Annotated in this window: 22 protein-coding genes; 13 read left to right on the top strand and 9 right to left on the bottom strand. The window is 45.2% G+C overall.

Going from position 1 to position 21,187, the window contains the following annotated elements; translation table 11 throughout:
- The 5 genes from R7H07_RS19505 to mlaF form a co-directional block, all read right to left on the bottom strand.
- Positions 1-233: lipid asymmetry maintenance protein MlaB (locus tag R7H07_RS19505; protein WP_318128767.1), on the bottom strand; the 233-nt coding region annotated here is incomplete at its 3' end.
- Positions 233-871 (bottom strand): phospholipid-binding protein MlaC, encoded by a 639-nt coding sequence (mlaC, locus tag R7H07_RS19500; RefSeq protein WP_005381098.1) that lies wholly within the window; start codon positions 869-871, stop codon positions 233-235. The genes mlaC and R7H07_RS19505, both read right to left, overlap by 1 nt.
- Positions 872-873: 2 nt before the next feature.
- Positions 874-1,362 carry an outer membrane lipid asymmetry maintenance protein MlaD gene (gene mlaD, locus R7H07_RS19495; protein WP_005381099.1) on the bottom strand — a complete coding sequence of 163 codons (489 nt, stop codon included), beginning with the start codon at positions 1,360-1,362 and terminating at the stop codon, positions 874-876.
- A gap of 2 nt (positions 1,363-1,364) precedes the next feature.
- The gene (gene mlaE, locus R7H07_RS19490; RefSeq protein WP_065274890.1) at positions 1,365-2,156 is read right to left on the bottom strand and encodes a lipid asymmetry maintenance ABC transporter permease subunit MlaE; all 792 of its coding nucleotides are present in this window, start codon (positions 2,154-2,156) and stop codon (positions 1,365-1,367) included.
- Complete coding sequence (gene mlaF, locus R7H07_RS19485) at positions 2,146-2,949, bottom strand: phospholipid ABC transporter ATP-binding protein MlaF (RefSeq protein WP_005388422.1); 804 nt, start codon at positions 2,947-2,949, stop codon at positions 2,146-2,148. The genes mlaE and mlaF overlap by 11 nt, the downstream gene beginning before the upstream one ends.
- Positions 2,950-3,323: 374 nt before the next feature.
- Between mlaF and R7H07_RS19480 the strand changes: the two genes are divergently transcribed.
- From R7H07_RS19480 to mgtE, 11 genes are all read left to right on the top strand, one after another.
- Positions 3,324-4,289 (top strand): calcium/sodium antiporter, encoded by a 966-nt coding sequence (locus R7H07_RS19480; protein ID WP_005381102.1) that lies wholly within the window; start codon positions 3,324-3,326, stop codon positions 4,287-4,289.
- Positions 4,290-4,318: 29 nt separating this feature from the next.
- On the top strand, positions 4,319-5,290 hold the full coding sequence (kdsD, locus tag R7H07_RS19475) for an arabinose-5-phosphate isomerase KdsD (protein WP_065274891.1): 972 nt from the start codon (positions 4,319-4,321) through the stop codon (positions 5,288-5,290).
- An 86-nt stretch (positions 5,291-5,376) separates the two neighbouring features.
- The gene (gene lptC, locus R7H07_RS19470; protein WP_005381106.1) at positions 5,377-5,940 is read left to right on the top strand and encodes an LPS export ABC transporter periplasmic protein LptC; all 564 of its coding nucleotides are present in this window, start codon (positions 5,377-5,379) and stop codon (positions 5,938-5,940) included.
- Positions 5,921-6,415, top strand: a complete 495-nt coding sequence (gene lptA, locus R7H07_RS19465) for a lipopolysaccharide transport periplasmic protein LptA (RefSeq protein WP_005381109.1) — start codon at positions 5,921-5,923, stop codon at positions 6,413-6,415. The genes lptC and lptA overlap by 20 nt, the downstream gene beginning before the upstream one ends.
- A 1-nt stretch (position 6,416) precedes the next feature.
- Positions 6,417-7,142, top strand: a complete 726-nt coding sequence (gene lptB, locus R7H07_RS19460) for an LPS export ABC transporter ATP-binding protein (protein ID WP_005381111.1) — start codon at positions 6,417-6,419, stop codon at positions 7,140-7,142.
- Positions 7,143-7,192: 50 nt separating this feature from the next.
- Complete coding sequence (locus R7H07_RS19455) at positions 7,193-8,662, top strand: RNA polymerase factor sigma-54 (RefSeq protein ID WP_005381112.1); 1,470 nt, start codon at positions 7,193-7,195, stop codon at positions 8,660-8,662.
- A gap of 24 nt (positions 8,663-8,686) precedes the next feature.
- A complete protein-coding gene (hpf, locus tag R7H07_RS19450; RefSeq protein ID WP_005381114.1) occupies positions 8,687-8,974 on the top strand; it encodes a ribosome hibernation promoting factor in 288 nt (95 codons plus the stop codon).
- 2 nt (positions 8,975-8,976) lie between these two features.
- Complete coding sequence (ptsN, locus tag R7H07_RS19445) at positions 8,977-9,423, top strand: PTS IIA-like nitrogen regulatory protein PtsN (protein ID WP_005381116.1); 447 nt, start codon at positions 8,977-8,979, stop codon at positions 9,421-9,423.
- 14 nt (positions 9,424-9,437) lie between these two features.
- Positions 9,438-10,301, top strand: a complete 864-nt coding sequence (gene rapZ / locus R7H07_RS19440; protein ID WP_054577138.1) for an RNase adapter RapZ — start codon at positions 9,438-9,440, stop codon at positions 10,299-10,301.
- A gap of 2 nt (positions 10,302-10,303) precedes the next feature.
- Entirely contained in the window at positions 10,304-10,579 is a 276-nt protein-coding gene (locus R7H07_RS19435; RefSeq protein ID WP_005381120.1) for an HPr family phosphocarrier protein, read from the top strand.
- A gap of 148 nt (positions 10,580-10,727) precedes the next feature.
- Positions 10,728-12,086: a magnesium transporter gene (gene mgtE, locus R7H07_RS19430; protein ID WP_005381121.1), complete on the top strand. Its 1,359-nt coding sequence runs from the start codon at positions 10,728-10,730 to the stop codon at positions 12,084-12,086.
- Positions 12,087-12,150: 64 nt separating this feature from the next.
- Here the strand turns inward: mgtE and pmbA are convergent, their stop codons facing one another.
- Positions 12,151-13,494, bottom strand: a complete 1,344-nt coding sequence (pmbA, locus tag R7H07_RS19425) for a metalloprotease PmbA (RefSeq protein ID WP_065274892.1) — start codon at positions 13,492-13,494, stop codon at positions 12,151-12,153.
- 110 nt (positions 13,495-13,604) lie between these two features.
- Between pmbA and yjgA the strand changes: the two genes are divergently transcribed.
- Entirely contained in the window at positions 13,605-14,132 is a 528-nt protein-coding gene (gene yjgA, locus R7H07_RS19420; protein ID WP_005381124.1) for a ribosome biogenesis factor YjgA, read from the top strand.
- Positions 14,133-14,220: 88 nt separating this feature from the next.
- Here the strand turns inward: yjgA and R7H07_RS19415 are convergent, their stop codons facing one another.
- Positions 14,221-15,183: a D-2-hydroxyacid dehydrogenase gene (locus tag R7H07_RS19415; protein WP_065274893.1), complete on the bottom strand. Its 963-nt coding sequence runs from the start codon at positions 15,181-15,183 to the stop codon at positions 14,221-14,223.
- A 103-nt stretch (positions 15,184-15,286) separates the two neighbouring features.
- Complete coding sequence (locus R7H07_RS19410) at positions 15,287-16,039, bottom strand: pseudouridine synthase (RefSeq protein ID WP_005381128.1); 753 nt, start codon at positions 16,037-16,039, stop codon at positions 15,287-15,289.
- 342 nt (positions 16,040-16,381) lie between these two features.
- On the opposite strand from R7H07_RS19410, the gene R7H07_RS19405 reads away from it, so the two are divergent.
- A complete protein-coding gene (locus R7H07_RS19405; RefSeq protein WP_005381130.1) occupies positions 16,382-17,647 on the top strand; it encodes an NRAMP family divalent metal transporter in 1,266 nt (421 codons plus the stop codon).
- A gap of 108 nt (positions 17,648-17,755) precedes the next feature.
- Here the strand turns inward: R7H07_RS19405 and rapA are convergent, their stop codons facing one another.
- Positions 17,756-20,665, bottom strand: coding sequence for an RNA polymerase-associated protein RapA (rapA, locus tag R7H07_RS19400; protein ID WP_005388434.1), 2,910 nt, complete (start codon positions 20,663-20,665; stop codon positions 17,756-17,758).
- Between the last annotated feature and the right edge of the window lie 522 nt (positions 20,666-21,187).

Raw genomic sequence — 21,187 nt, 5'->3', positions numbered from 1 at the left:
CTGAGCATTATATGACAGTTTTGCTTTTTTGCATGCTCTAATAAGTGGATTAACATCACCATTCCTGCAGAGTCGACGCGCTCTATCTCTTTTAGCGAGCATTCCAGCTCCGATTGAGCAGGTTGCCATTGCTGTGCATACGCCCACAATGAAGGCACTGTATCTCTATCAAGTGCCCCTGTTAGCTTAAGAATGTTTTGATCCAATTGCCACTGAGCGGGAGTCTGGGCCATTATTTCTTCGCCTCGAAGCGGATCGGTTCTGCGGCCAATTTTTCTAGGTCTTTAGCAACAGATAGAATACCTTCTTGACGAATTTTACTGTTCCATTCGGATTGTTTACTAGAAAGCAAACTAATGCCCTCTGCAATCATATCGAATGCTTCCCACTCACCAGACTGGTTGTCTTTACGCAGTTTAAACTCAAGTTTGATGTTTGGACGCGGAGTATCGATGATATCAACTTTAATGCTTGTAATACGCTTAGAGTCATCAATGCTAGGCTCAGGACCAAACTCAATTTTTTGGTCAGAGTATTGCGTCAACACTTGTGCATAAGACGCAATCAGGTAAGCACGAAATGCATCGATAAACTCAAGTACATCTTCACGCTTAGCACCTTTTAAGTTTGGACCAAGAAGTTTTAACCCTGCATAGCGGTAGTTGACGTAAGGCATTAGCTCTTCTTCAACGATCACTTTAAGTAAATTTGGATCTTGTTTGATTTTCGGCTGTTCGGCTTTCAATCTTTCGAACGTGACTTCAGCTACCTGCTTCATCATCTTATAAGGTTCAGTTTTATCCACCTCTGCTGCTGTTGCTCCAAAGACGCTAAACACAGCACAAACTGAAAGTAGTAATCTCGCTAACATAGTTATTCCTTACTTGAGTCGTCTGAACCACCTACGCTGTATAGTACTTGACCAATTAAGTCTTCAAGCACAAGCGCCGATTTGGTGTCTTCGATGGTATCACCATCCACCAGCATGACTTCATCATCAAAAACGAAGCCAGGTACTAAACCAATGTATTGCTCACCAATCAGGCCAGATGTCAAAATTTGTACGCTCGACGTTTCTGGGAACTGATTGTATTTGCTATTGATAGATAGTGTTACAACTGGCAATAAGTTGTCTGGGTTAAGCGAAATACTACTTACTCGACCAATCACAACGCCCCCCACTTTTACGGGCGAACGAACTTTTAAACTGCCAATATTATCGAACTCGGCTTTGAGGGTATAAGTATCACCAGAGCCAATGCTTTTTACGTCAGCAACTTGAAAAATCATCACAAGAATCGCGCAAATTCCCGCTAATACAAAGCTGCCAACCCATAATTCAGTTTTACGTGTTTGTTGCATGATTAATTCCCAAACATCAATGCGGTCAGTACAAAGTCTAATCCTAGTACTGCTAAAGAAGAATGCACAACAGTGCGCGTAGTTGCTCGGCTGATCCCTTCCGATGTTGGAATAGCATCATAACCGTTAAATAGAGCGACCCAAGTAACCGTAATTGCAAACGCAAAACATTTGATCATACTGTTACCAATGTCTTGTCCTAGCTCAACAGAGGACTGCATCGCTGACCAAAAACTGCCGTGATCAACGCCTTTCCAGTCAACACCAACAAGCTGAGCGCCCCAAATTCCCACAGCCATGAAAATCATAGCCAGTAAAGGCATTGAGATAACCCCAGCCCAAAACCGTGGTGCAATCACTCGTTTCAATGGGTCTACCGCCATCATTTCAAGGCTAGACAGTTGTTCCGTTGCTTTCATTAGACCTATCTCTGCGGTTAACGCAGAACCGGCACGACCAGCAAACAAAAGTGCAGTAACAACAGGTCCTAATTCACGGAGTAACGAAAGCGCTACCATTTGCCCTAAACTGCCTTCTGCGCCGTAATCCACCAACACAACATAGCCTTGTAGACTCAAAACCATTCCAATGAACAGACCAGATACGACGATGATCGCCAGCGACTGAACACCAGCAGAATAAAGTTGCTTAACAAGCAGAGGAAAGCTTCTGATCGGTTGTGGCTTAGAAAATAGCGCCCCAATCAACATGAAAGTCGCACGACCAAATGCTCCGCAAATAGAAAGCGTGCGTCGACCCAGCGAGGCGACAAAGTGAATGAAGTTATCGACCATCAAATAAGTCCTTTTCGATACTTTGAGAAGGGAAACGAAACGGTACAGGACCGTCGGCATCACCTTGTAAGAACTGCTGGACACGAGGATCAGAGTTTTGAGTCAGCTCTTCTGGCGTACCATAGGCGATGATTTTTCCATCGGCCATCAGGTATACCCAGTCAGCAATACTCATGACTTCAGGTACGTCGTGAGAAACCACAATAGAGGTCAAACCTAACGCTTGGTTTAGATTGCTAATTAGCTCAACCAAAACGCCCATAGTAATTGGGTCTTGCCCCACAAACGGCTCATCGTACATGATCAGGTCAGGGTCAAGTGCGATTGCACGAGCCAAAGCAGCGCGTCTTGCCATACCACCTGAAAGCTCACTCGGCATTAATTGCGCTGCGCCGCGCAGACCGACAGCTTCGAGCTTGAGTAACACCATGGTGCGAATCAAATCTTCCGATAAATCGGTATGCTCTCTCAATGGAAAGGCGACATTATCAAAAACATTCAAATCAGTGAATAAAGCCCCTGACTGGAACAACATGCTCATTTTCTTTCGAGCATGGTAGAGTTTTTTACGCGAGAGAGAGGGAATATTGTCGCCATCAAACCAGATCTCTCCTTGCTCGGGATACAACTGACCACCAATCAAACGCAGCAGTGTTGTTTTACCAATTCCCGATGGTCCCATAATGGCCGTCACTTTGCCCTCAGGAACATGCAGATCAATATCATCAAAGATCATGCGTTCTCCCCGTGAAAAAGTGAGGTTGTTCACGGTGACTAAATCGTTGTTCGACATATCATCTCTTCTACTGTAGGAGCGTTGCAACTCACGGAATCATCAAGCAGATACTCATCGGAGTTGAATTCTACGTTTAATAAAGTAACGTCGGTACATTTATTAGGCTGCAATCATAAGCACATTGGCGTTGAATTTAAAGCACTGTTCAATTAAATAAAGTCGAGTATATCCCTGCAATTTCTCATGGTTTATGACCGAATTAGCACGAAGTGTTTAAATCCTAGACCAGAATTGCTCATTTAAATGAGTGAGATTTACATACATTTTCGTTACTAACCTTTAATTTATTCTTCGTTTATCTTCCATTTTAGGCCGCAAAAGGTCAAAATTAGCGGTTATTCATTTTACTTATTTAATACTTAGGAATTCTCATGCTCGAAGCCGTTGCGTTGCTTATAGTCGGTCTTGTTTTGCTTGTTTGGAGTGCAGATAAACTTGTTTTTGGCTCTGCAGCGATAGCCCGCAACGTCGGTATTTCCCCGCTTGTCATCGGCATGACAATCCTCGCGATGGGCTCATCCGCCCCTGAGATGATGGTATCTGCAACCGCTGCTTGGGATGGCAAAACAGATACAGCGGTGGGTAACGTATTAGGCTCAAACATAGCGAACATTGCGTTAATCCTAGGTATTACAGCGCTGATCAAGCCTTTGTCGATTAGCTCCGCCGTCATCCGCCGAGAACTTCCACTCATGATAGCCGTAACCGTACTCGCTGGTATTCTGCTTTGGAATAGCCATCTCGGTTTTTATGAGGGTGTCTTATTGTTTGTACTCTTTGGGGCATTTTTATTTGCTATGTTGCAAATCAGCCGCAAAGAGCAAAAATCAGGTGATGTTTTTCTTGATGACCAAGAGTCAGAGATCCCAGAAGGCGTCAGTAACCCTAAAGCAATCATGTGGGTGGTTATTGGCTTGATACTGCTTCCTTTGGCAGCCAGCATGCTGGTTGATAACGCGGTAATTATTGCTAAACACTTTGGTATGAGCGACCTTGTTATCGGTCTAACTATTATCGCCATTGGCACTAGCCTGCCAGAACTAGCCGCATCACTTGCGGGAGTTTTAAAGGGTGAAGACGACATGGCTGTCGGTAACATTATCGGTTCGAATGTGTTTAACATTCTGGCGGTAATGGGGATTCCTGGCATCATTAATCCATCGGTGCTCAGTGAGTACGCGATGGGACGTGACTTCTGGGTCATGTTAGGAGTTTCATTGTTACTTGTCGCGATGTGTTTGGGTAAATCACGCAGTATTAACCGTATTGAAGGTGCCATCTTGTTTGTGTGCTTCTTAGGTTACCAAGTGTACTTATTCGCAAACATGACCGCTTAATTACCACGATCAATAAGTAGAGATCTGATATGTCCAATCAATTTGATTTTCGCGCTGCTGCTAAACAAGTTCTTGATATCGAAGTTGCTGCTCTGCAAGAGCTAGATACCTACTTTGATGATCAATTTGAAAAAGCGTGTGAACTTATCCTTTCCAACAACGGCAAAGTTGTCGTTATGGGTATTGGCAAGTCAGGCCATATTGGTAACAAGATTGCCGCCACTCTGGCAAGCACTGGGACTTCGGCGTTTTTCGTTCATCCAGGCGAAGCCGCACATGGTGACTTGGGTATGATTAGCCCTGGTGACATTGTGCTGACAATTTCTAACTCTGGTGAATCAAACGAAATTCTGTCTCTATTTCCAGTATTAAAGCGCCTGAATATTAAGATCATCAGCATGACAGGTAAGCCAGAATCAAATATGGCCAAGCTGTCTGACTTACACCTGCAAATTACGGTACCTCAAGAAGCTTGTCCGTTAGGCCTGGCGCCAACTAGCAGTACGACTGCCACATTAGTGATGGGAGATGCATTAGCCGTAGCTCTGCTTCAAGCTCGTGGTTTTTCTGCCGAAGATTTTGCCCTATCTCACCCAGGTGGTGCACTGGGGAGAAAACTGCTACTTAAGTTGTCTGATATTATGCACTTTGGAGAAGCGTTACCTAAAGTTTCTCCTGACGCATTAATTCGCGATGCCCTGCTTGAAATTTCAGAAAAGGGGTTAGGCATGACAGCCATCGTCGATGAGCACGATGCTATGCTTGGTATATTCACCGATGGTGATTTACGTCGTACCTTAGACAAGCGTATCGATATTCATACGACGGCAATTGGCGAGGTCATGACGACAAACCCAACCACAGCACACCCTGATATGCTGGCGGTTGAAGGTTTGAACTTGATGCAGAATAAAAACATTAACGCTCTGATTTTATGTAAAGACGAAAAAATTGTGGGTGCACTGAACATGCACGATTTACTAAAAGCTGGCGTGATGTAATATCAGCACAAACATTTAAATCATTTATTAGACGAATAAAGGCAATGGTCAGGGAAGTACTGAGCTAAACGATAGGCCTTCATTATATGAGTTTTACTCGCCTTATTTATTTGCTCTTGATCTTCGTTGTAGCGTGGTGCGGTTATTACCTACTAACCCCTAAAGGCAACGACGCAATTCAAGTAGCACCAGATTCTGAACTGCCCATGTTCAGTGGTTCTGGATTAGAAAACATCACCTACGGTGAAGATGGTGTCCGCAGTTACATCATTCGCTCCACTAACTTAGACCATTATGCTAAGAGTGGAGATACTATTTTTAATAACCCGACTTTGATGGTTTACCGTGAAGGTAGCGTCATTGAATGGAAGGTGACTGCCACAAGAGCAGTGTTAGATGAAGACCAAGTTTTGACTTTATATGACAAAGTCTTAATGCAAAATCTTCTGCCTGGTGCGAGTTTTGATACCATGGCAACAGACAAATTGGTCATTAATCTAACCAATCGTGATTTTAAAGCTGACCAACAAGTAATGTTGGTTGGACCACAATTTGAAACTACTGGAGGCGCAATGCAAGGTAACTTAAAACAGCATACTGCGACTCTGACAGATGAAGTTCAAGGTCGATATGAAACCGTTACACCTTAGCCTACTGGCACTGGTATTGGCGGCGCCTCAAGCGCTGGCACTCAAGTCGGATACTCAACAGCCGGTTTACATAAACTCTGACACCCAACAGGTGGATATGAAGAGTAACCAGGTTGTTTTTGAAGGCGATGTATCTCTTAAGCAAGGGAGCATCAATATCGATGCTGATAGAATCGTGGTAACTCGCGATCCTAAAACCGAAGCAATTAAACAGATTCAAGCATTTGGTAAACCTGCGAAGTTTTCTCAGCTGATGGACGATGGTAAAACACTTAGTGGTCAAGCTACGGAGCTGGATTACCGTATTTCTACAGACGAACTGACCATGAAAGGTCAAGCGCAGCTGGCGCAAGACAACAACACCATCAAAGGTTCTTCGATTCGTTACCAAATTGGTAAACAAAAGCTAGTCGCAGATAGCTCTAAGGAAGAGCGCGTTACGACCATTTTGCAACCCAATCAGATAGAGAACTAATATGGCAGTACTGAGTGCGAAAAACTTGGCGAAAAGCTACAAAAAACGCAAAGTCGTCACTGATGTTAGCTTAGAAGTTGAATCTGGTCAGATTGTTGGGCTACTCGGTCCAAACGGCGCGGGTAAAACCACCTCGTTTTACATGATTGTCGGCTTAGTACCTCGTGATGAGGGCACCATTACCATTGACGACAATGACATCAGTATTTTACCGATGCATAGCCGTTCACGCCTTGGCATTGGCTATCTTCCGCAAGAAGCGTCGATTTTCCGTAAGCTTTCAGTAGAAGATAACATCATGGCCGTACTTGAAACTCGTCAAGAAATGACGAGGGAAGAGCGCCAAGATAAACTGGAAGATTTGTTGGAAGAATTCCACATCCAGCACATCAGAACCAGTGCTGGTATGGCACTATCAGGGGGTGAGCGACGCAGGGTGGAAATCGCTCGAGCTTTAGCGGCCAACCCTCAGTTCATTTTATTGGATGAACCTTTCGCTGGTGTTGACCCAATTTCGGTTAATGACATCAAGAAAATCATTGAGCATCTGCGCGATCGTGGTCTCGGAGTGTTAATCACTGACCATAATGTACGTGAAACACTGGACGTATGTGAAAAAGCCTATATCGTGAGCCAAGGGCACCTAATTGCATCGGGAACTCCGGCAGAAGTTCTCAATAATGAACAGGTGAAACAAGTTTATCTCGGCGAACAATTCCGTCTATGATTATATTAGGAACGGTAAGATTCTGAGCATTACAAGGTAAGTAACACTGAATGAAACCTTCATTACAACTCAAGCTAGGTCAGCAGTTAGCCATGACGCCACAGTTGCAGCAAGCGATTCGCTTATTGCAATTGTCGACACTCGATCTTCAACAAGAAATCCAAGAAGCGTTGGACTCAAACCCATTATTGGAAGTTGAAGAAGGCCAAGACGAGCCTCTAGCAAACGGTGAAGATAAGTCAGCGGTCGAGGCTGCTGATAGCAACAGTGCTAGCGAACCAACAGAAATTGACGTTCCAGATAGCTCCGATGTGATAGAGAAATCAGAAATTAGCTCTGAACTTGAAATCGACACGACTTGGGATGACGTCTACAGCGCTAATACTGGTAGCACTGGCTTAGCTCTTGATGATGATATGCCCGTCTACCAAGGCGAAACCACTGAATCGTTACATGATTACCTCATGTGGCAGCTTGACCTAACACCATTCAGTGAAACCGACCGCACGATTGCATTAGCGATTATTGACGCTGTTGACGACTACGGCTATTTAACTTTGTCGCCTGAAGAGATTCATGAGAGCTTCGATAATGAAGAGATAGAGTTAGACGAAGTAGAAGCCGTTCGTAAACGCATTCAACAATTCGATCCTCTTGGAGTTGCATCACGTAACTTACAAGAATGTTTGTTACTGCAACTGACGACCTTCCCAGAAGACACGCCGTGGCTTGCTGAAGCCAAAATGATACTTGCGGATCATATTGATCACCTAGGCAACCGAGACTACAAGCTCGTCATCAAAGAGACTAAGCTGAAAGAAGCCGATCTTCGTGAAGTCTTAAAGCTTATCCAACAGTTAGATCCTCGTCCAGGTAGTCGCATCACTCCTGATGATACCGAGTACGTAATTCCAGACGTATCCGTTTTTAAAGACAATGGCAAATGGACCGTTTCTATAAACCCGGATAGCGTGCCAAAATTAAAAGTAAATCAACAATATGCTCAATTAGGCAAAGGTAATAGCGCGGATAGCCAGTACATCCGCAGCAATTTGCAAGAGGCAAAATGGTTAATTAAGAGCTTAGAGAGTAGAAACGAGACGCTACTCAAAGTTGCAAGATGTATTGTTGAACATCAACAAGATTTCTTCGAGTATGGTGAGGAAGCCATGAAGCCAATGGTACTCAATGATGTCGCTTTGGCTGTGGACATGCATGAATCCACGATTTCTCGTGTAACAACGCAAAAGTTTATGCATACACCACGTGGTATTTTTGAATTGAAGTACTTCTTCTCTAGCCATGTTAGTACTGACAACGGCGGAGAATGTTCGTCAACAGCAATTCGTGCACTCATTAAAAAACTGGTCGCAGCAGAGAATACTGCCAAACCACTGAGTGATAGCAAGATTGCTGCTCTTCTGGCTGACCAAGGGATTCAGGTCGCAAGACGTACGATAGCCAAATATCGCGAATCCTTGGGAATTGCCCCTTCAAGTCAGCGTAAACGCCTATTATAAGGCACTAACTGAAAAGGAAAGTCTATGCAAATCAATATTCAAGGCCATCACGTTGATCTTACCGATTCAATGCAAGACTATGTAAATTCTAAGTTTCAGAAGCTCGAAAGGTTCTTCGACCATATCAATCAAGTGCATGTTGTACTAAAAGTTGAAAAAATTACTCAAATCGCGGAAGCTACGCTTCACATAAATCAAGGCGAAATCCACGCATCAGCCGATGACGAAAATATGTATGCCGCGATCGATTCGCTGGTAGATAAATTGGTTCGCCAACTTAATAAGCACAAAGAAAAACTAAACAGTCATTAATCATGCAACTGAGCGAAATACTGTCATTGGACTGCACCAAAAGTGCGGTCCACTGCACGAGTAAAAAACGCGCCCTTGAAATGATCAGCCGTATCGTGGCTGATCAAACGGGCCAAGATTCTACCGAGCTGTTCGAATGCATGCTCAATAGAGAAAAAATGGGCAGTACCGGTATCGGAAACGGTATTGCGATCCCTCACGCGAGAATGCAATCAAGCGACAAGGCCATTGCTGTCTTACTGCAATGTGATGAAGCAATCGAATTTGATGCGATTGACAATCGACCTGTCGATCTTCTTTTTGCGCTCCTTGTACCAGAAGAACAGTGCAAAGAGCACCTCAAGACTCTATCCTCTATGGCAGAACGTCTGAGCGATAAGCAAGTATTAAAACTACTGCGTAATGCTCAGAGTGATGAAGAACTTTACGACATCATGATTCACCAATAAGCAGGACTAACTCCATGCGACTAATCGTTGTTAGCGGGCACTCAGGTGCCGGTAAAAGTATTGCGCTTCGTGTACTGGAAGACTTAGGTTACTACTGTGTTGATAACCTGCCAGTTAACTTGCTGGACGCATTTGTTCATTCTGTTGCTGACAGCAAACAGAATGTTGCAGTCAGCATTGATATTCGTAATATTCCTAAAAAGCTAAAAGAACTGACGAGTACACTAGAACAGTTAAAAACTGAGCTTGATGTGACCGTGCTTTTCTTGGACGCTAATAAAGAAACGCTACTCAAACGCTACAGCGAAACACGCCGAATTCACCCGTTATCTTTAGGTGGCACCTCCCTCTCGCTCGATCAAGCCATCGAGCGTGAGAAGCAAATTTTGACGCCACTCAAAGCGCATGCAGATCTGGTCCTAAATAGTAGTGGGCAGTCTTTGCATGAATTGAGTGAAACCGTGCGTATGCGCGTTGAAGGCAGAGATCGCAAAGGGCTCGTTATGGTATTTGAGTCTTTTGGTTTTAAATACGGCCTGCCTTCCGATGCCGATTACGTATTCGACGTTCGCTTCTTACCTAACCCACATTGGGAACCAGCACTACGCCCGCTTACAGGTCTGGATGCTCCTATCGCCGCATTTTTAGAGCAACACCAATCGGTGTTAAGTTTGAAATATCAAATTGAAAGCTTTATAGAGAATTGGTTACCTCTGCTTGAGAAAAACAACCGCAGCTACCTGACCGTTGCAATCGGTTGTACTGGTGGTAAGCACCGCTCGGTGTACTTAACTCAGCAAATCGGTGAATACTTCTCCAACAAAGGACACCAAGTACAAATTCGCCATACCTCACTAGAGAAAAACGCTAAGGAGTAGCCGTGGAGTTAAGTCGTAAAGTATTGATTCAAAACCGCCTTGGGTTACATGCTCGTGCAGCAGTCAAACTGGTCGAACTGGCACAGAGCTTTGAAGCGGTCATCACCATCGACAATGAAGAAGACAAAACCGCCACAGCAGACAGCGTAATGGGCCTGTTAATGCTAGAGTCCGCTCAAGGACAATACGTCACGATCCACGCAACGGGTGGGCAAGCGGAAGAAGCACTGGATGCCGTTTGCCATTTGATCGAAGATAAATTTGATGAAGGCGAGTAGTTTACTCGCTTTTTTCTTACCTCCCATTATCTTTCTCTTCCCTGACCTAATAAATAAATTTGCTTAGTATCATAAGTTGTTATTAAAAGGCGCCTAGAATTAAGTTATTATTCAACGCATTGTAAATATCAGGAATTGGGAGGAATGAATGGCAGAGCAAATTGAATTCGACCAAGCTCACCAAGCCCTCCAAGAAGTCACAGAAGCGCTAGAAAATGGCCGCTTCGTCCATGTTCGTCGTCAATTACAGGACATGGAACCTGAGGATATCGCTCACCTTTTAGAAGCCTCCCCACGTAAGAGCCGTGAAGTTCTTTGGCAACTCACCGACCCTGAAGATTATGGTGAAATCCTTGACGAGCTGAACGAAGACGTCAAAGACAGCCTCGTATCCAAAATGGCACCAGAAGCGCTTGCAGAAGCGACAGAAGGCATGGATACCGATGACGTGGCTTACGTACTGCGTAGCTTGCCTGACAACCTGTCACGCGAAGTCCTGTCGCAAATGGACTCCTCTGACCGTCTACGGGTCGAAACCGCCCTATCCTACCCAGAAGACACTGCGGGTGGACTGATGAACACCGACGTCATCACAATTCGTGGTGACGTCGATGTGGACGTAGTTTTGCGTTATCTACGTATGAAAGGCGAGCTTCCAGAAGCTACGGATGCCCTGTATGTGATCGATGAAGAGAGTAAGCTCATCGGTGAACTGCCGATCACGACGCTTATTACCACTCAGCCAGACGTAAAAATCATTGATGTAATGGAAGACGCGGACGAGGCCATCACCGTCGATACTAGCGACTCAGATGTTGCGAGTCTGTTCGAGCGCCGTAATTGGGTATCTGCACCTGTTGTTGATGAAAACTTGCATTTGGTCGGTCGTATCACCATCGATGACGTGGTTGACGTTATTCGTGAAGACGCGGAACACTCGATGATGAGTATGGCGGGTATGGACGATGACGAAGATACTTTCGCGCCTGTTGTAAAATCAGCTCGCAAACGCAGTATCTGGCTTGGCGCTAACGTATTAGCCGCCCTTGCTGCTGCTTCCGTTTCTAATATGTTTGAGGCCACATTAGATCAAATGGCGGCCATTGCAGTATTGATGACGATTGTTCCGTCCATGGGTGGTGTCGCTGGTAACCAAACCGTCGCACTAGTGATTCGTGGTCTTGCTCTTGGTCATATCGGTGACTCAAACAAACGCGAACTGTTAATGAAAGAAGCTTCGATCGGCTTACTCAACGGTATCATGTGGGCGCTGATTATTGGTGGTATTGTTGTTGCTTGGAAAGGTAACTGGATGCTCGGAGGAATCATTTCCGCCGCCATGCTGACCAACTTATTGGTCGCAGGTATTGCAGGAGTAACGATTCCAATCCTATTGAAAAAAATGAACATCGATCCTGCTTTAGCTGGTGGTATGGCATTAACGACGGTGACGGATGTGATTGGTTTATCTGTCTTCTTAGGGCTTGCCACAATACTGATTACCTAACAGAAAAAACGAAAAAGCCTGATGAACACATCAGGCTTTTTTGATTCTGAATTGCTAGAAAAGCTTATTCACCCGCCACTTTCATGGTATCCAGTAGGATAGAGCCCGTTTGGATTTGTGAGCGCGTTTCAATATCACTACCAACCGCCACAATCTTGGTGAACATGTCTTTTAGATTACCTGCGATGGTAATTTCTGATACTGGGTATTGGATTTCGCCATTCTCAACCCAGAAGCCTGCGGCACCGCGAGAGTAATCCCCCGTTACCACGTTCACACCTTGTCCCATGACTTCTGTCACTAGAAGACCAGTACCGAGCTCTTTAAGCATTTGTTCGAAGTTTTGGCCTGTCGACTTCACGTACCAGTTATGAATCCCACCAGCGTGACCTGTCGGCGTCATCTTCATTTTACGTGCGGCATAACTGGTTAACAGATAAGTTGTTAGCACACCGTCGGTAATGATCTCACGGTCTTGAGTGTACACACCTTCACTATCGAATGGACTTGATGCCAAACCACGCAATACATGCGGACGTTCTGAGATATTGAACCATTCAGGAAGCACTTGTTTGCCTAGATGGTCAAGTAAGAAAGAAGATTTTCGGTACAGGTTACCACCGCTGATCGCCATAACGAGATGGCCAATCAAGCCTGTCGCAACATCAGCCGCAAACATGATTGGGTATTGACCTGTTTTTAGACGCTGCGCATCTAAGCGGTTAACCGTATTCTCTGCCGCCTTACGACCCACCGTTTCTGGGGTCCATAAGTCATCACGATGACGTGCCACGGTGTAGCTGTAATCACGTTCCATCTCGCCGTTTTGACCAACGCCAATTACACAACAGCTAGTACTATGGCGGCTAGACGCATAACTAGCTAATAAGCCATGGCTATTGCCATACACTTTCACGCCGTAATGACTATCATAACTCGCGCCATCACTTTGTTTGATTGCACTGTTATAACTTAGCGCCTCTTTTTCTGCTGCAATCGCCACATTGGCAGCATAGTCTGGATCGGGTGCGTCAGGGTGGAAAAGATCAAGCTCAGGGATCTCTTGCACCATGTATTCTTTCGCTGCAGGGCCTGCAAATGGGTCTTCAGATGTGTAATGTGCAATATCTAGCGCCGCTATAACGGTTTGCTCGATCGCAGCTTCACTTAAATCAGACGTGGAAGCACTGCCTTTGCGTTGACCTCGGTAAACGGTAATGCCCAGCGCACCATCGCTGTTGAACTCGACATTTTCTACTTCACCCATACGAGTTGAAACACTTAAACCAGTGCTTTTAGTAATTGCGACTTCGGCGGCGTCAGATTTTGCCGATGCAAGCTTTAAGGCTCTTGCGACGGCTTGCTCTAGCTCGGTACGTTGCTCAGCAACCTGCTGTTTAATATCCATTGTCTTTCACATCTTGTCTTTGATGAACAATAGGATAACAAGAATTTCGCTTTCTCCCCATGATTCTTGTTAAAATAGTCATAATATTAATCAAAACACAGGCAACTGAAATGGCACGTAAGAATCAAAAAGCGCCATGGGAACCAGAAGAAGAGATCATCTGGGTAAGTAAATCCGAGATGAAGCGAGACATGGAAGAACTGCAAAAGCTAGGTGAGGAGCTTGTCGGCCTCAAACCTTCAGTTCTAGAAAAGTTTCCATTGAGTGAAGATTTGCGAGAAGCAATTGCTGACGCGCAACGTTTTAAAAATGAAGCGCGTCGTCGCCAATTACAACGTATTGGTAAATTGATGCGTTACGAAGATCCAGAGCCAATCCAAGCCGCACTGGATAAAATTCGTAATAAGCACTCTCAATTAACGGCGGTATTCCACAAACTTGAAGCGTTGCGTGATCGCGTAGTGGAAGAAGGTGACAAAGCCATTGATGACGTAATGGAAATGTACCCAGAAGCGGATCGTCAGCGTCTACGCCAACTTGCTCGCCAAGCAGCGAAAGAGAAAAAAGCTGGGAAACCAGCAAAAGCGTACCGCGAAATCTTTCAGATCCTTAAAGGTCTAAACGAAGAAGAGTTTTAATTCGACGGCTCAAGCAATGAGCATTCGATTTAAACGCAAAAAGCAGACGTCAATGTCTGCTTTTTTATCTTTGGTTTTACAGTCAGCGTTACACTAAGCGATTAACGCGGTCTCCGCGCTCGAAAGCGTTAATGTTCTCAATCAGGATTTCCGCTAAACGTTGGATAGATGAGTCGCTGCCCCATGCAACATGCGGTGTCAGTAACAAATTAGGTAAACTCATATTGGCAATCAGCGGATTGCTCTCATCAGCCGGTTCTTGTGTAAAAACATCAAAACCAGCCGCTGCAATTTCTTGCTGTTTTAAGGCATCCACCAGCGCGCTCTCATCCACCAAACCTCCACGCCCTGTATTAATCAAAATGGCGTTGGACTTCATTTGTTGCAACTCTGCTTGACCAATTAAATTCTGAGTATGATCGTTGAGCGGGCAATGCAAAGTCAGCGCATCGGAGCGTTTTAATACTTCCTCAAACGGCACATAACCTGGTCTACATTCTGCCGCCCCTTTACGCTCAGAAAACAAGACGGTCATTCCTAACGCTTGAGCCAGATTCGCCGTCGCTTGCCCTAGTGCCCCACTACCAACAACACCTAACGTGCTACCACCAATATCCCCGATTGGGTGAGTAAAAAAACAAAACTGCTGGTTACGCTGCCACTCACCTGCGGCAATATCTTGGTGGTACCCAAATAAATTCCGTCTTAAAGCGAATAACATTGCCATCACGTGCTCGGGCACCGAACGCGTCGCGTAACCACGTACATTAGCAACCGCAATATCATGATTAGCACAGTAGTTCACATCGACGTTGTTAAAACCAGTTGCGGCAACCGCGATCATCCGTAATTTTGGTAGTTGCTCTAATACATGTTGGTCAAGCAGGACTTTATTGCTAATCACGATATCGGCATCTGCTAACCTTTCTATTACCTGCCCAGGCGCAGTTAGGTCGTACTCACGCCAGTGGTGCGGAAAGCCAGGTCGTGGGATCTCAATATGTTCTGGGATGGTCGCTCGATCTAAAAATACGATGCTTGGCAAAGACATAACAACTCCTTGTTCACGGCTGAAAGACAGGATACATCAACCACAGTAACGAAATAGCCAAAAATAGCGAACTAGAAAGAACCGCTGTTGAGTGCAATTGGCATTAAGGGTGTGGCAACGTTTTATAATCAGGCAATGTACGCTCTGGCGAAAAATAGTTAAAGATCATCGCCTCGGCTTCAGAATAAAAGTCACAGGGTACAAAAATACTGCTCAGCTGATCCGTAGCTGGATGATAAAAACTTAGCTCCGCAGCGTGCAACTCTAAACGTTCTGAAAACTGATACGCCTCTTCGCTTGCATAAAACTCATCACCCACAATCGCATGACCAATCGCCATCAAATGCACGCGTAACTGATGCGATCGACCAGTAATGGGCAGTAGTCGCACAACGGTCGTATGGGTGCCATCAGGGTGCACTTCACGCTTCACTACTTGGAATAAAGTTTGAGATGGTTTGCCGTCGTCAAAACATACTTTTTGTCGTGGACGATTTGGCCAATCACAAATTAATGGAAGATCAATATTCCCTTCTTGCGACTCAACATGCCCCCAAACACGTGCGTAATACACCTTGTGAGTGAGGCGATATTGGAACTGCTTTTTTAATGCTCGCTCCGCGGGTTTGTTTTTCGCCAGCAGCATCAACCCTGATGTCGACATATCCAAGCGATGCACAACTTGAATTTCTGGATGCAACTCTTTGAGGCGGCTCCACATGCTGTCGTAATGCTCTGCAAGGCGACCAGGGACAGACAGCAGCCCTGATGGCTTATTCACTGCCAGAATGTCGTCATCCTCAAAAACGATATCAACCCAAGGGTCGGTGGGAGGGGTATATTCAAGCATTGCCATGGGAGATCTCTACAAAATAAAAACGCCGCGATTATATACCCAAATAGCACCCAGATGCAGGATTCTGAAGAAAAGTTCAACCCAATAAAACAAAGTCAATCCTTTAGCATAAAAACTAAAAATAGCACGTTGTAAATTTAGTTTGACAACAAGACGCATAACTGAATAGAGTGCTAGATGCACACAGCATGGTATTCGCAAAGAATACTTAAAATAAATACACCAAAACACAGCATTTAAAAGACATTACCGTTGCGCAGTATAGGGCGAGCGCTCAGTTTGTCATGTACTGCGGTATGTATCTCTTTAGAAAGATACATAAGATAAAAAGGACAATAAGCAATGGACTCCGCCGTTATAGATAAACCCCAATCCAAACTTTCCTTATTTTTTCGTTCACTAGGCCCCGGCATATTAATGGCATCTGCTGCGGTCGGTGGCTCTCACCTCGTGGCATCAACCAAGGCTGGTGCGATTTATGGTTGGCAATTGGCTGCACTGATTCTGCTCGTAAACCTGTTTAAATACCCTTTTTTCCGAGCGGGCGTACAGTACACCATGGGGACAGGGCTCACCTTGGTTGAGGGCTACGCGAAATTAGGTCGGCCTTATCTATGGCTATTTCTATTTCTTAGCGTGGTATCGGCCGTCATCAATACCGCCGCTTTGTTGATGTTTAGCGCTAGCTTGCTGGGCTACTTCATTCCGTTTTCACTATCAATGGCATCACTCAGCATCATTGTGATTGTCACCTGCCTGATCATATTATTTGCTGGCCATTACAAAGCGCTCGATACGCTATCTAAGGTGATCATGTCGGTGTTAACCATCGCGACTTTACTCGCTGTTTCTATCGCCTTTGGTAACCCTGTTGAGCAAGTAGCCAACTTCGAGCCGCCGTCACCTTGGTCTATTGCGGCTATTGGTTTTATCGTCGTGACAATGGGGTGGATGCCTGCACCGATAGAGATCTCCTGTTTAACCTCAGCGTGGCTAAAACGCCAATCAAGCCAGCAAGAAGTAACATACCGCTCTGCTCTATTTGACTTTAATGTCGGTTATATTGGCACGGCGTTTCTTGCCATTATCTTTGTATCTCTAGGCTCTTTGATGCTTTATGGTTCTGGCGTTGCGCTTGAAAGCTCTGGCGTTGGCTTCTCCCACCAATTGGTTGGCTTATATGCGGCAACGATTGGCGAATGGTCTCGTTACTTAATCGCGGTAATTGCGTTTTTCTGTATCTTTGGCAGCACGATTACCGTTATTGATGGCTATTCGCGCGTTATTTCGGATTCTCAACGCCTACTGCGCTCACAACCAGACACTAACCCTAAAACCACTTCAGCGATCATGCTGGTAGTCTCCTTACTTGCATTAGGTATTGTGGTTTTCTGGGCTTCTGCGTTATTGCCTATGCTGAACTTTGCGATGATTCTCGCCTTTATGACCACGCCATTCTTTGCTCTGCTAAATTACACCTTAGTGAGCAAAACTGAGTTACCTGAGCCTTTGGCTGTTGGACCTAAACTAAAGTGGTTGTCGATTGCAGGCCTGATTTACTTGTTTGGCTTCTTGGCTGTATTTATCTGGTGGAAGTGGTTGATGTAAATGAGATAGCTATCAGTGATTAATGCATTCCGCATAAAGAAACTAAACCGTAAATAAAGAAAAAGGTCTTCAACTGAAGACCTTTTTTAATGAGCAATAAATACTTACTTAGTTGTGGCTCACCACAATCAAACGCAGCGAGTCGAGCTGAACCTGAGCTTGGTTGATATAACCAGTAAGCTCTTTAATTTGTGCGTCGATAGCTTCAATTTCTTCGTCACGAATATTTGGGTTCACCGCTTTCAGTGCTTGCAAACGCTCAAGTTCTGCATTCAAACTATGCTGCATATCTTGATGAGCTTGCTTGCGTACTTCTTCGACCTTCTCTTCAATAAGAACATCACCAGCTTCAATTAAGCGGTGTACGTCTTTCTGTACCGACGTAACCAACTTGCTACCTAAGTGACGGTTTACAGGGCTGAGCTGGCGGTTAAAGCTTTCAAACTCCACTTGAGCAGACAAATCATTACCACGCGAGTCCATCATTAAACGGATTGGCGTTTTCGGTAAGAAGCGCGCGATACCACTGCGTTTTGGCGCTTGCGCATCTACCGCGTAAATCAACTCAAGAAGAATAGTCCCGACTGGTAACGCTTTGTTTTTCAATAGAGATACCGCAGACGTCCCCACCCCTTCACTCATAAGAAGATCGATACCACCCTGGATCATTGGGTGTTCCCAACTGATAAAGTGCATATCTTCACGAGATAACGCTGTATCACGATCAAACGTGATCGTCGCTCCTTCGTATGGCAGACCTGGGTAGCTTGGCACCATCATGTGCTCAGATGGGGTCACAATCAGGGCGTTTTCACCTTTATCGTCTTGATTCAGGCCAATCGTGTCAAAAAGAGAAAGTGCGAAGGTGACCAGATTGGTATCGCCGTCAGTTGATTCAATTTTCTCAACGATTTGTTGTGCTTTTTCCCCGCCATTCGAATGCATTTCTAATAGGCGATCACGGCCTTGCTCCAATTGGGATTTCAGCTCTTTATTCATTTTTGCTGACGCTTCAATGATCTCATCTAGCGTGCTGGTATCACCAGAGGCAAGAATTTCAATCAGATCATCGGAGTACTTATCGTAAACAGCACGGCCTGTTGGGCAGGTTTCCGCAAAAGCGTTCAGGCCTTCATCGAACCAACGTGCTAAGATCGCTTGCGATGTGCCTTTCAGGTAAGGAACATGAATGTCGATATCGCGATTTTGACCGATACGGTCCAAACGACCAATACGTTGCTCAAGCAAGTCTGGGTTGAATGGCAAGTCGAACATGACAAGTTGGTTGGCAAACTGGAAGTTACGACCTTCAGAGCCGATTTCGCTACAGATAAGAACTTGTGCTCCACCTTCTTCTTGCGCAAAGTAAGCCGCCGCTTTGTCACGTTCAAGAATCGACATACCTTCGTGGAAAACGGTGGCGCGGATACCTTCACGCTCACGCAGTGCTTGCTCCAATTGCAGCGCGGTACTCGCACGAGAAGCAATCACGAGGATTTTCTCGCTGCGCTTCTCTTTTACTTTTTCAAGCAACCAATTCACACGCGAGTCAAACTGCCACCAGCTCGCGTCATCGCCTTCAAATTCTTGGAAAATTTCTTCCGGGTAAAGGTTCTTCATCGCACGTGCTTCAGAACTCATCTTACCGCCAATCATCCCAGCAACACGCATTGATGTAGTGTATTGCGGTGGAATATCCATTGGCATCAGATGCACGTTACGCGTAGGGAAGCCTTTGATGGCCGCGCGCGTATTACGGAACAGAACACGCCCTGTACCATGACGATCCATCAAGTTATCGATCAGCTCTTGGCGTGCCGACGCTTTAGCTTCTTCGTCCGCTTCACTTTCGATAATACGGAAAAGTGGTTCTACGTCTTGTTCAGACAACAACTCAGTGATCTGGTTTTTTGCTTCATTAGGTAGCTTTTCACCGGAAAAGAGTGAAGTAATCGCATCTGCTACGGGCGCGTATTGCTCTTCTTCCTCAACGAACGCTTCGTAATCATAGAAGCGGTCTGGATCCAACAAACGCAGACGAGCAAAGTGACTCTCACGACCAAGCTGCTCTGGCGTTGCAGTCAGTAGCAACACACCTGGAGTACGTTCAGCCAAGCCTTCTACCACTTGGTATTCACGGCTCGGTTTATCTTGGCTCCATTCAAGGTGATGCGCTTCATCGACGACCAGTAGGTCCCATTCACCTTCCAGTGCTTGTTCAAAACGCTTGCGGCTCTTGCGTAGGAAATCCAAAGAACACAGCACATATTGCTGAGTATCAAATGGGTTTTCTGCATCCGCAAAAGCTTCGATACAGCGCTCTTCGTCAAAGATAGAGAAATGCAGATTGAAACGACGCATCATCTCAACCAGCCATTGATGCTGCAGTGTTTCAGGCACCACAATCAAAATGCGTTCGGCACGACCAGACAGAACTTGTTGGTGGATGATCATGCCCGCTTCGATGGTTTTACCCAAACCTACCTCATCCGCCAACAAGACGCGTGGCGCGTGACGACGGCCAACTTCGTGCGCGATGTAAAGCTGATGAGGGATCAAACCTGCACGCATACCACATAGGCCACGCATTGGGCTCTTATGCTGCTCAAACTGGTTGGTTAGCGCACGGTAACGCAGAACAAAGTTGTCCATACGGTCGATTTGACCGGCGTACAACTTATCTTGAGGTTTGTTAAAACGAATTTGGTTGCTAAGAAAAATCTCACGCAGAACAACAGCGGTTTCTTGCGTGTCTTCACGAGTACCGAAATAGGTGTAAAGACCTTCATCTTCCAGTACTTCTTCTACTTTTAGAGACCAACCTTCTTGGCAATCGATGACATCCCCAACATTAAAGGTGACTCGGGTAACAGGTGCATCGTTACGTGCGTAAACTCGGTTTTCCTCTGACGCTGCAAACATCAATGTCACAGTACGAGCATCCATTGCTACAACGGTACCTAAACCTAAATCGCTTTCCGTATCGCTAATCCAGCGCTGCCCCAAAGCAAATGTCATGAATTGACTACCTCGTTATTAGTTCTTGATTCGTATTTCTTGTTGGTCTACTCATGCCCGTAGGCATGGATAATAGTTTAGATCTGATTCTGGCTTCTGCTATGCCGATAGCATTCGTCATTCCAGTATGAACTGAGTATTTTTTAAGCCAGCTCAACATGATAAATCGGACGTAGCCTATACGCAGAAAAAGGTCGCTAATCTTACTTGAAGCTGTGATTTAGGTCACGCCGAAACCGCACCAAGCAGAAACTTTTTTTCCCAAACTCTAAATGCAATCAAATTGTAAAATACTCATGCCAATTATTAAGTTGTAGAACGTAAATATTACGTATACTTCTAATGAGGGGCGTTTAAAACCATTGCATATGATTTAAGCGCGTTAGTACACGATTAGGATCAACACGGGTTTGCAGTAAGTTGTCTTGCTACTCGGTTGCACACTAGCCGACATCAGCCCGACAACCTCTATTGCAAGCAATCAGAGTTAGGTCACTTCACACCTATTTGGAAACGACCTAA

This window comes from Vibrio sp. Vb1127, assembly GCF_033338735.1.
GTDB lineage: Bacteria > Pseudomonadota > Gammaproteobacteria > Enterobacterales > Vibrionaceae > Vibrio > Vibrio alginolyticus.
This window is presented reverse-complemented; position numbering and strand designations above follow the sequence as displayed.

What these genes read in the sequence shown, in the direction of transcription:
- mlaC (WP_005381098.1), bottom strand. Translation starts at nt 871, where the DNA reads ATGTTAGCGAGATTACTACTTTCAGTTTGTGCTGTGTTTAGCGTCTTT.
- mlaD (WP_005381099.1), bottom strand. Translation starts at nt 1,362, where the DNA reads ATGCAACAAACACGTAAAACTGAATTATGGGTTGGCAGCTTTGTATTA.
- mlaE (WP_065274890.1), bottom strand. Translation starts at nt 2,156, where the DNA reads ATGGTCGATAACTTCATTCACTTTGTCGCCTCGCTGGGTCGACGCACG.
- mlaF (WP_005388422.1), bottom strand. Translation starts at nt 2,949, where the DNA reads ATGTCGAACAACGATTTAGTCACCGTGAACAACCTCACTTTTTCACGG.
- R7H07_RS19480 (WP_005381102.1), top strand. Translation starts at nt 3,324, where the DNA reads ATGCTCGAAGCCGTTGCGTTGCTTATAGTCGGTCTTGTTTTGCTTGTT.
- kdsD (WP_065274891.1), top strand. Translation starts at nt 4,319, where the DNA reads ATGTCCAATCAATTTGATTTTCGCGCTGCTGCTAAACAAGTTCTTGAT.
- lptC (WP_005381106.1), top strand. Translation starts at nt 5,377, where the DNA reads ATGAGTTTTACTCGCCTTATTTATTTGCTCTTGATCTTCGTTGTAGCG.
- lptA (WP_005381109.1), top strand. Translation starts at nt 5,921, where the DNA reads ATGAAACCGTTACACCTTAGCCTACTGGCACTGGTATTGGCGGCGCCT.
- lptB (WP_005381111.1), top strand. Translation starts at nt 6,417, where the DNA reads ATGGCAGTACTGAGTGCGAAAAACTTGGCGAAAAGCTACAAAAAACGC.
- R7H07_RS19455 (WP_005381112.1), top strand. Translation starts at nt 7,193, where the DNA reads ATGAAACCTTCATTACAACTCAAGCTAGGTCAGCAGTTAGCCATGACG.
- hpf (WP_005381114.1), top strand. Translation starts at nt 8,687, where the DNA reads ATGCAAATCAATATTCAAGGCCATCACGTTGATCTTACCGATTCAATG.
- ptsN (WP_005381116.1), top strand. Translation starts at nt 8,977, where the DNA reads ATGCAACTGAGCGAAATACTGTCATTGGACTGCACCAAAAGTGCGGTC.
- rapZ (WP_054577138.1), top strand. Translation starts at nt 9,438, where the DNA reads ATGCGACTAATCGTTGTTAGCGGGCACTCAGGTGCCGGTAAAAGTATT.
- mgtE (WP_005381121.1), top strand. Translation starts at nt 10,728, where the DNA reads ATGGCAGAGCAAATTGAATTCGACCAAGCTCACCAAGCCCTCCAAGAA.
- pmbA (WP_065274892.1), bottom strand. Translation starts at nt 13,494, where the DNA reads ATGGATATTAAACAGCAGGTTGCTGAGCAACGTACCGAGCTAGAGCAA.
- yjgA (WP_005381124.1), top strand. Translation starts at nt 13,605, where the DNA reads ATGGCACGTAAGAATCAAAAAGCGCCATGGGAACCAGAAGAAGAGATC.
- R7H07_RS19415 (WP_065274893.1), bottom strand. Translation starts at nt 15,183, where the DNA reads ATGTCTTTGCCAAGCATCGTATTTTTAGATCGAGCGACCATCCCAGAA.
- R7H07_RS19410 (WP_005381128.1), bottom strand. Translation starts at nt 16,039, where the DNA reads ATGGCAATGCTTGAATATACCCCTCCCACCGACCCTTGGGTTGATATC.
- R7H07_RS19405 (WP_005381130.1), top strand. Translation starts at nt 16,382, where the DNA reads ATGGACTCCGCCGTTATAGATAAACCCCAATCCAAACTTTCCTTATTT.
- rapA (WP_005388434.1), bottom strand. Translation starts at nt 20,665, where the DNA reads ATGACATTTGCTTTGGGGCAGCGCTGGATTAGCGATACGGAAAGCGAT.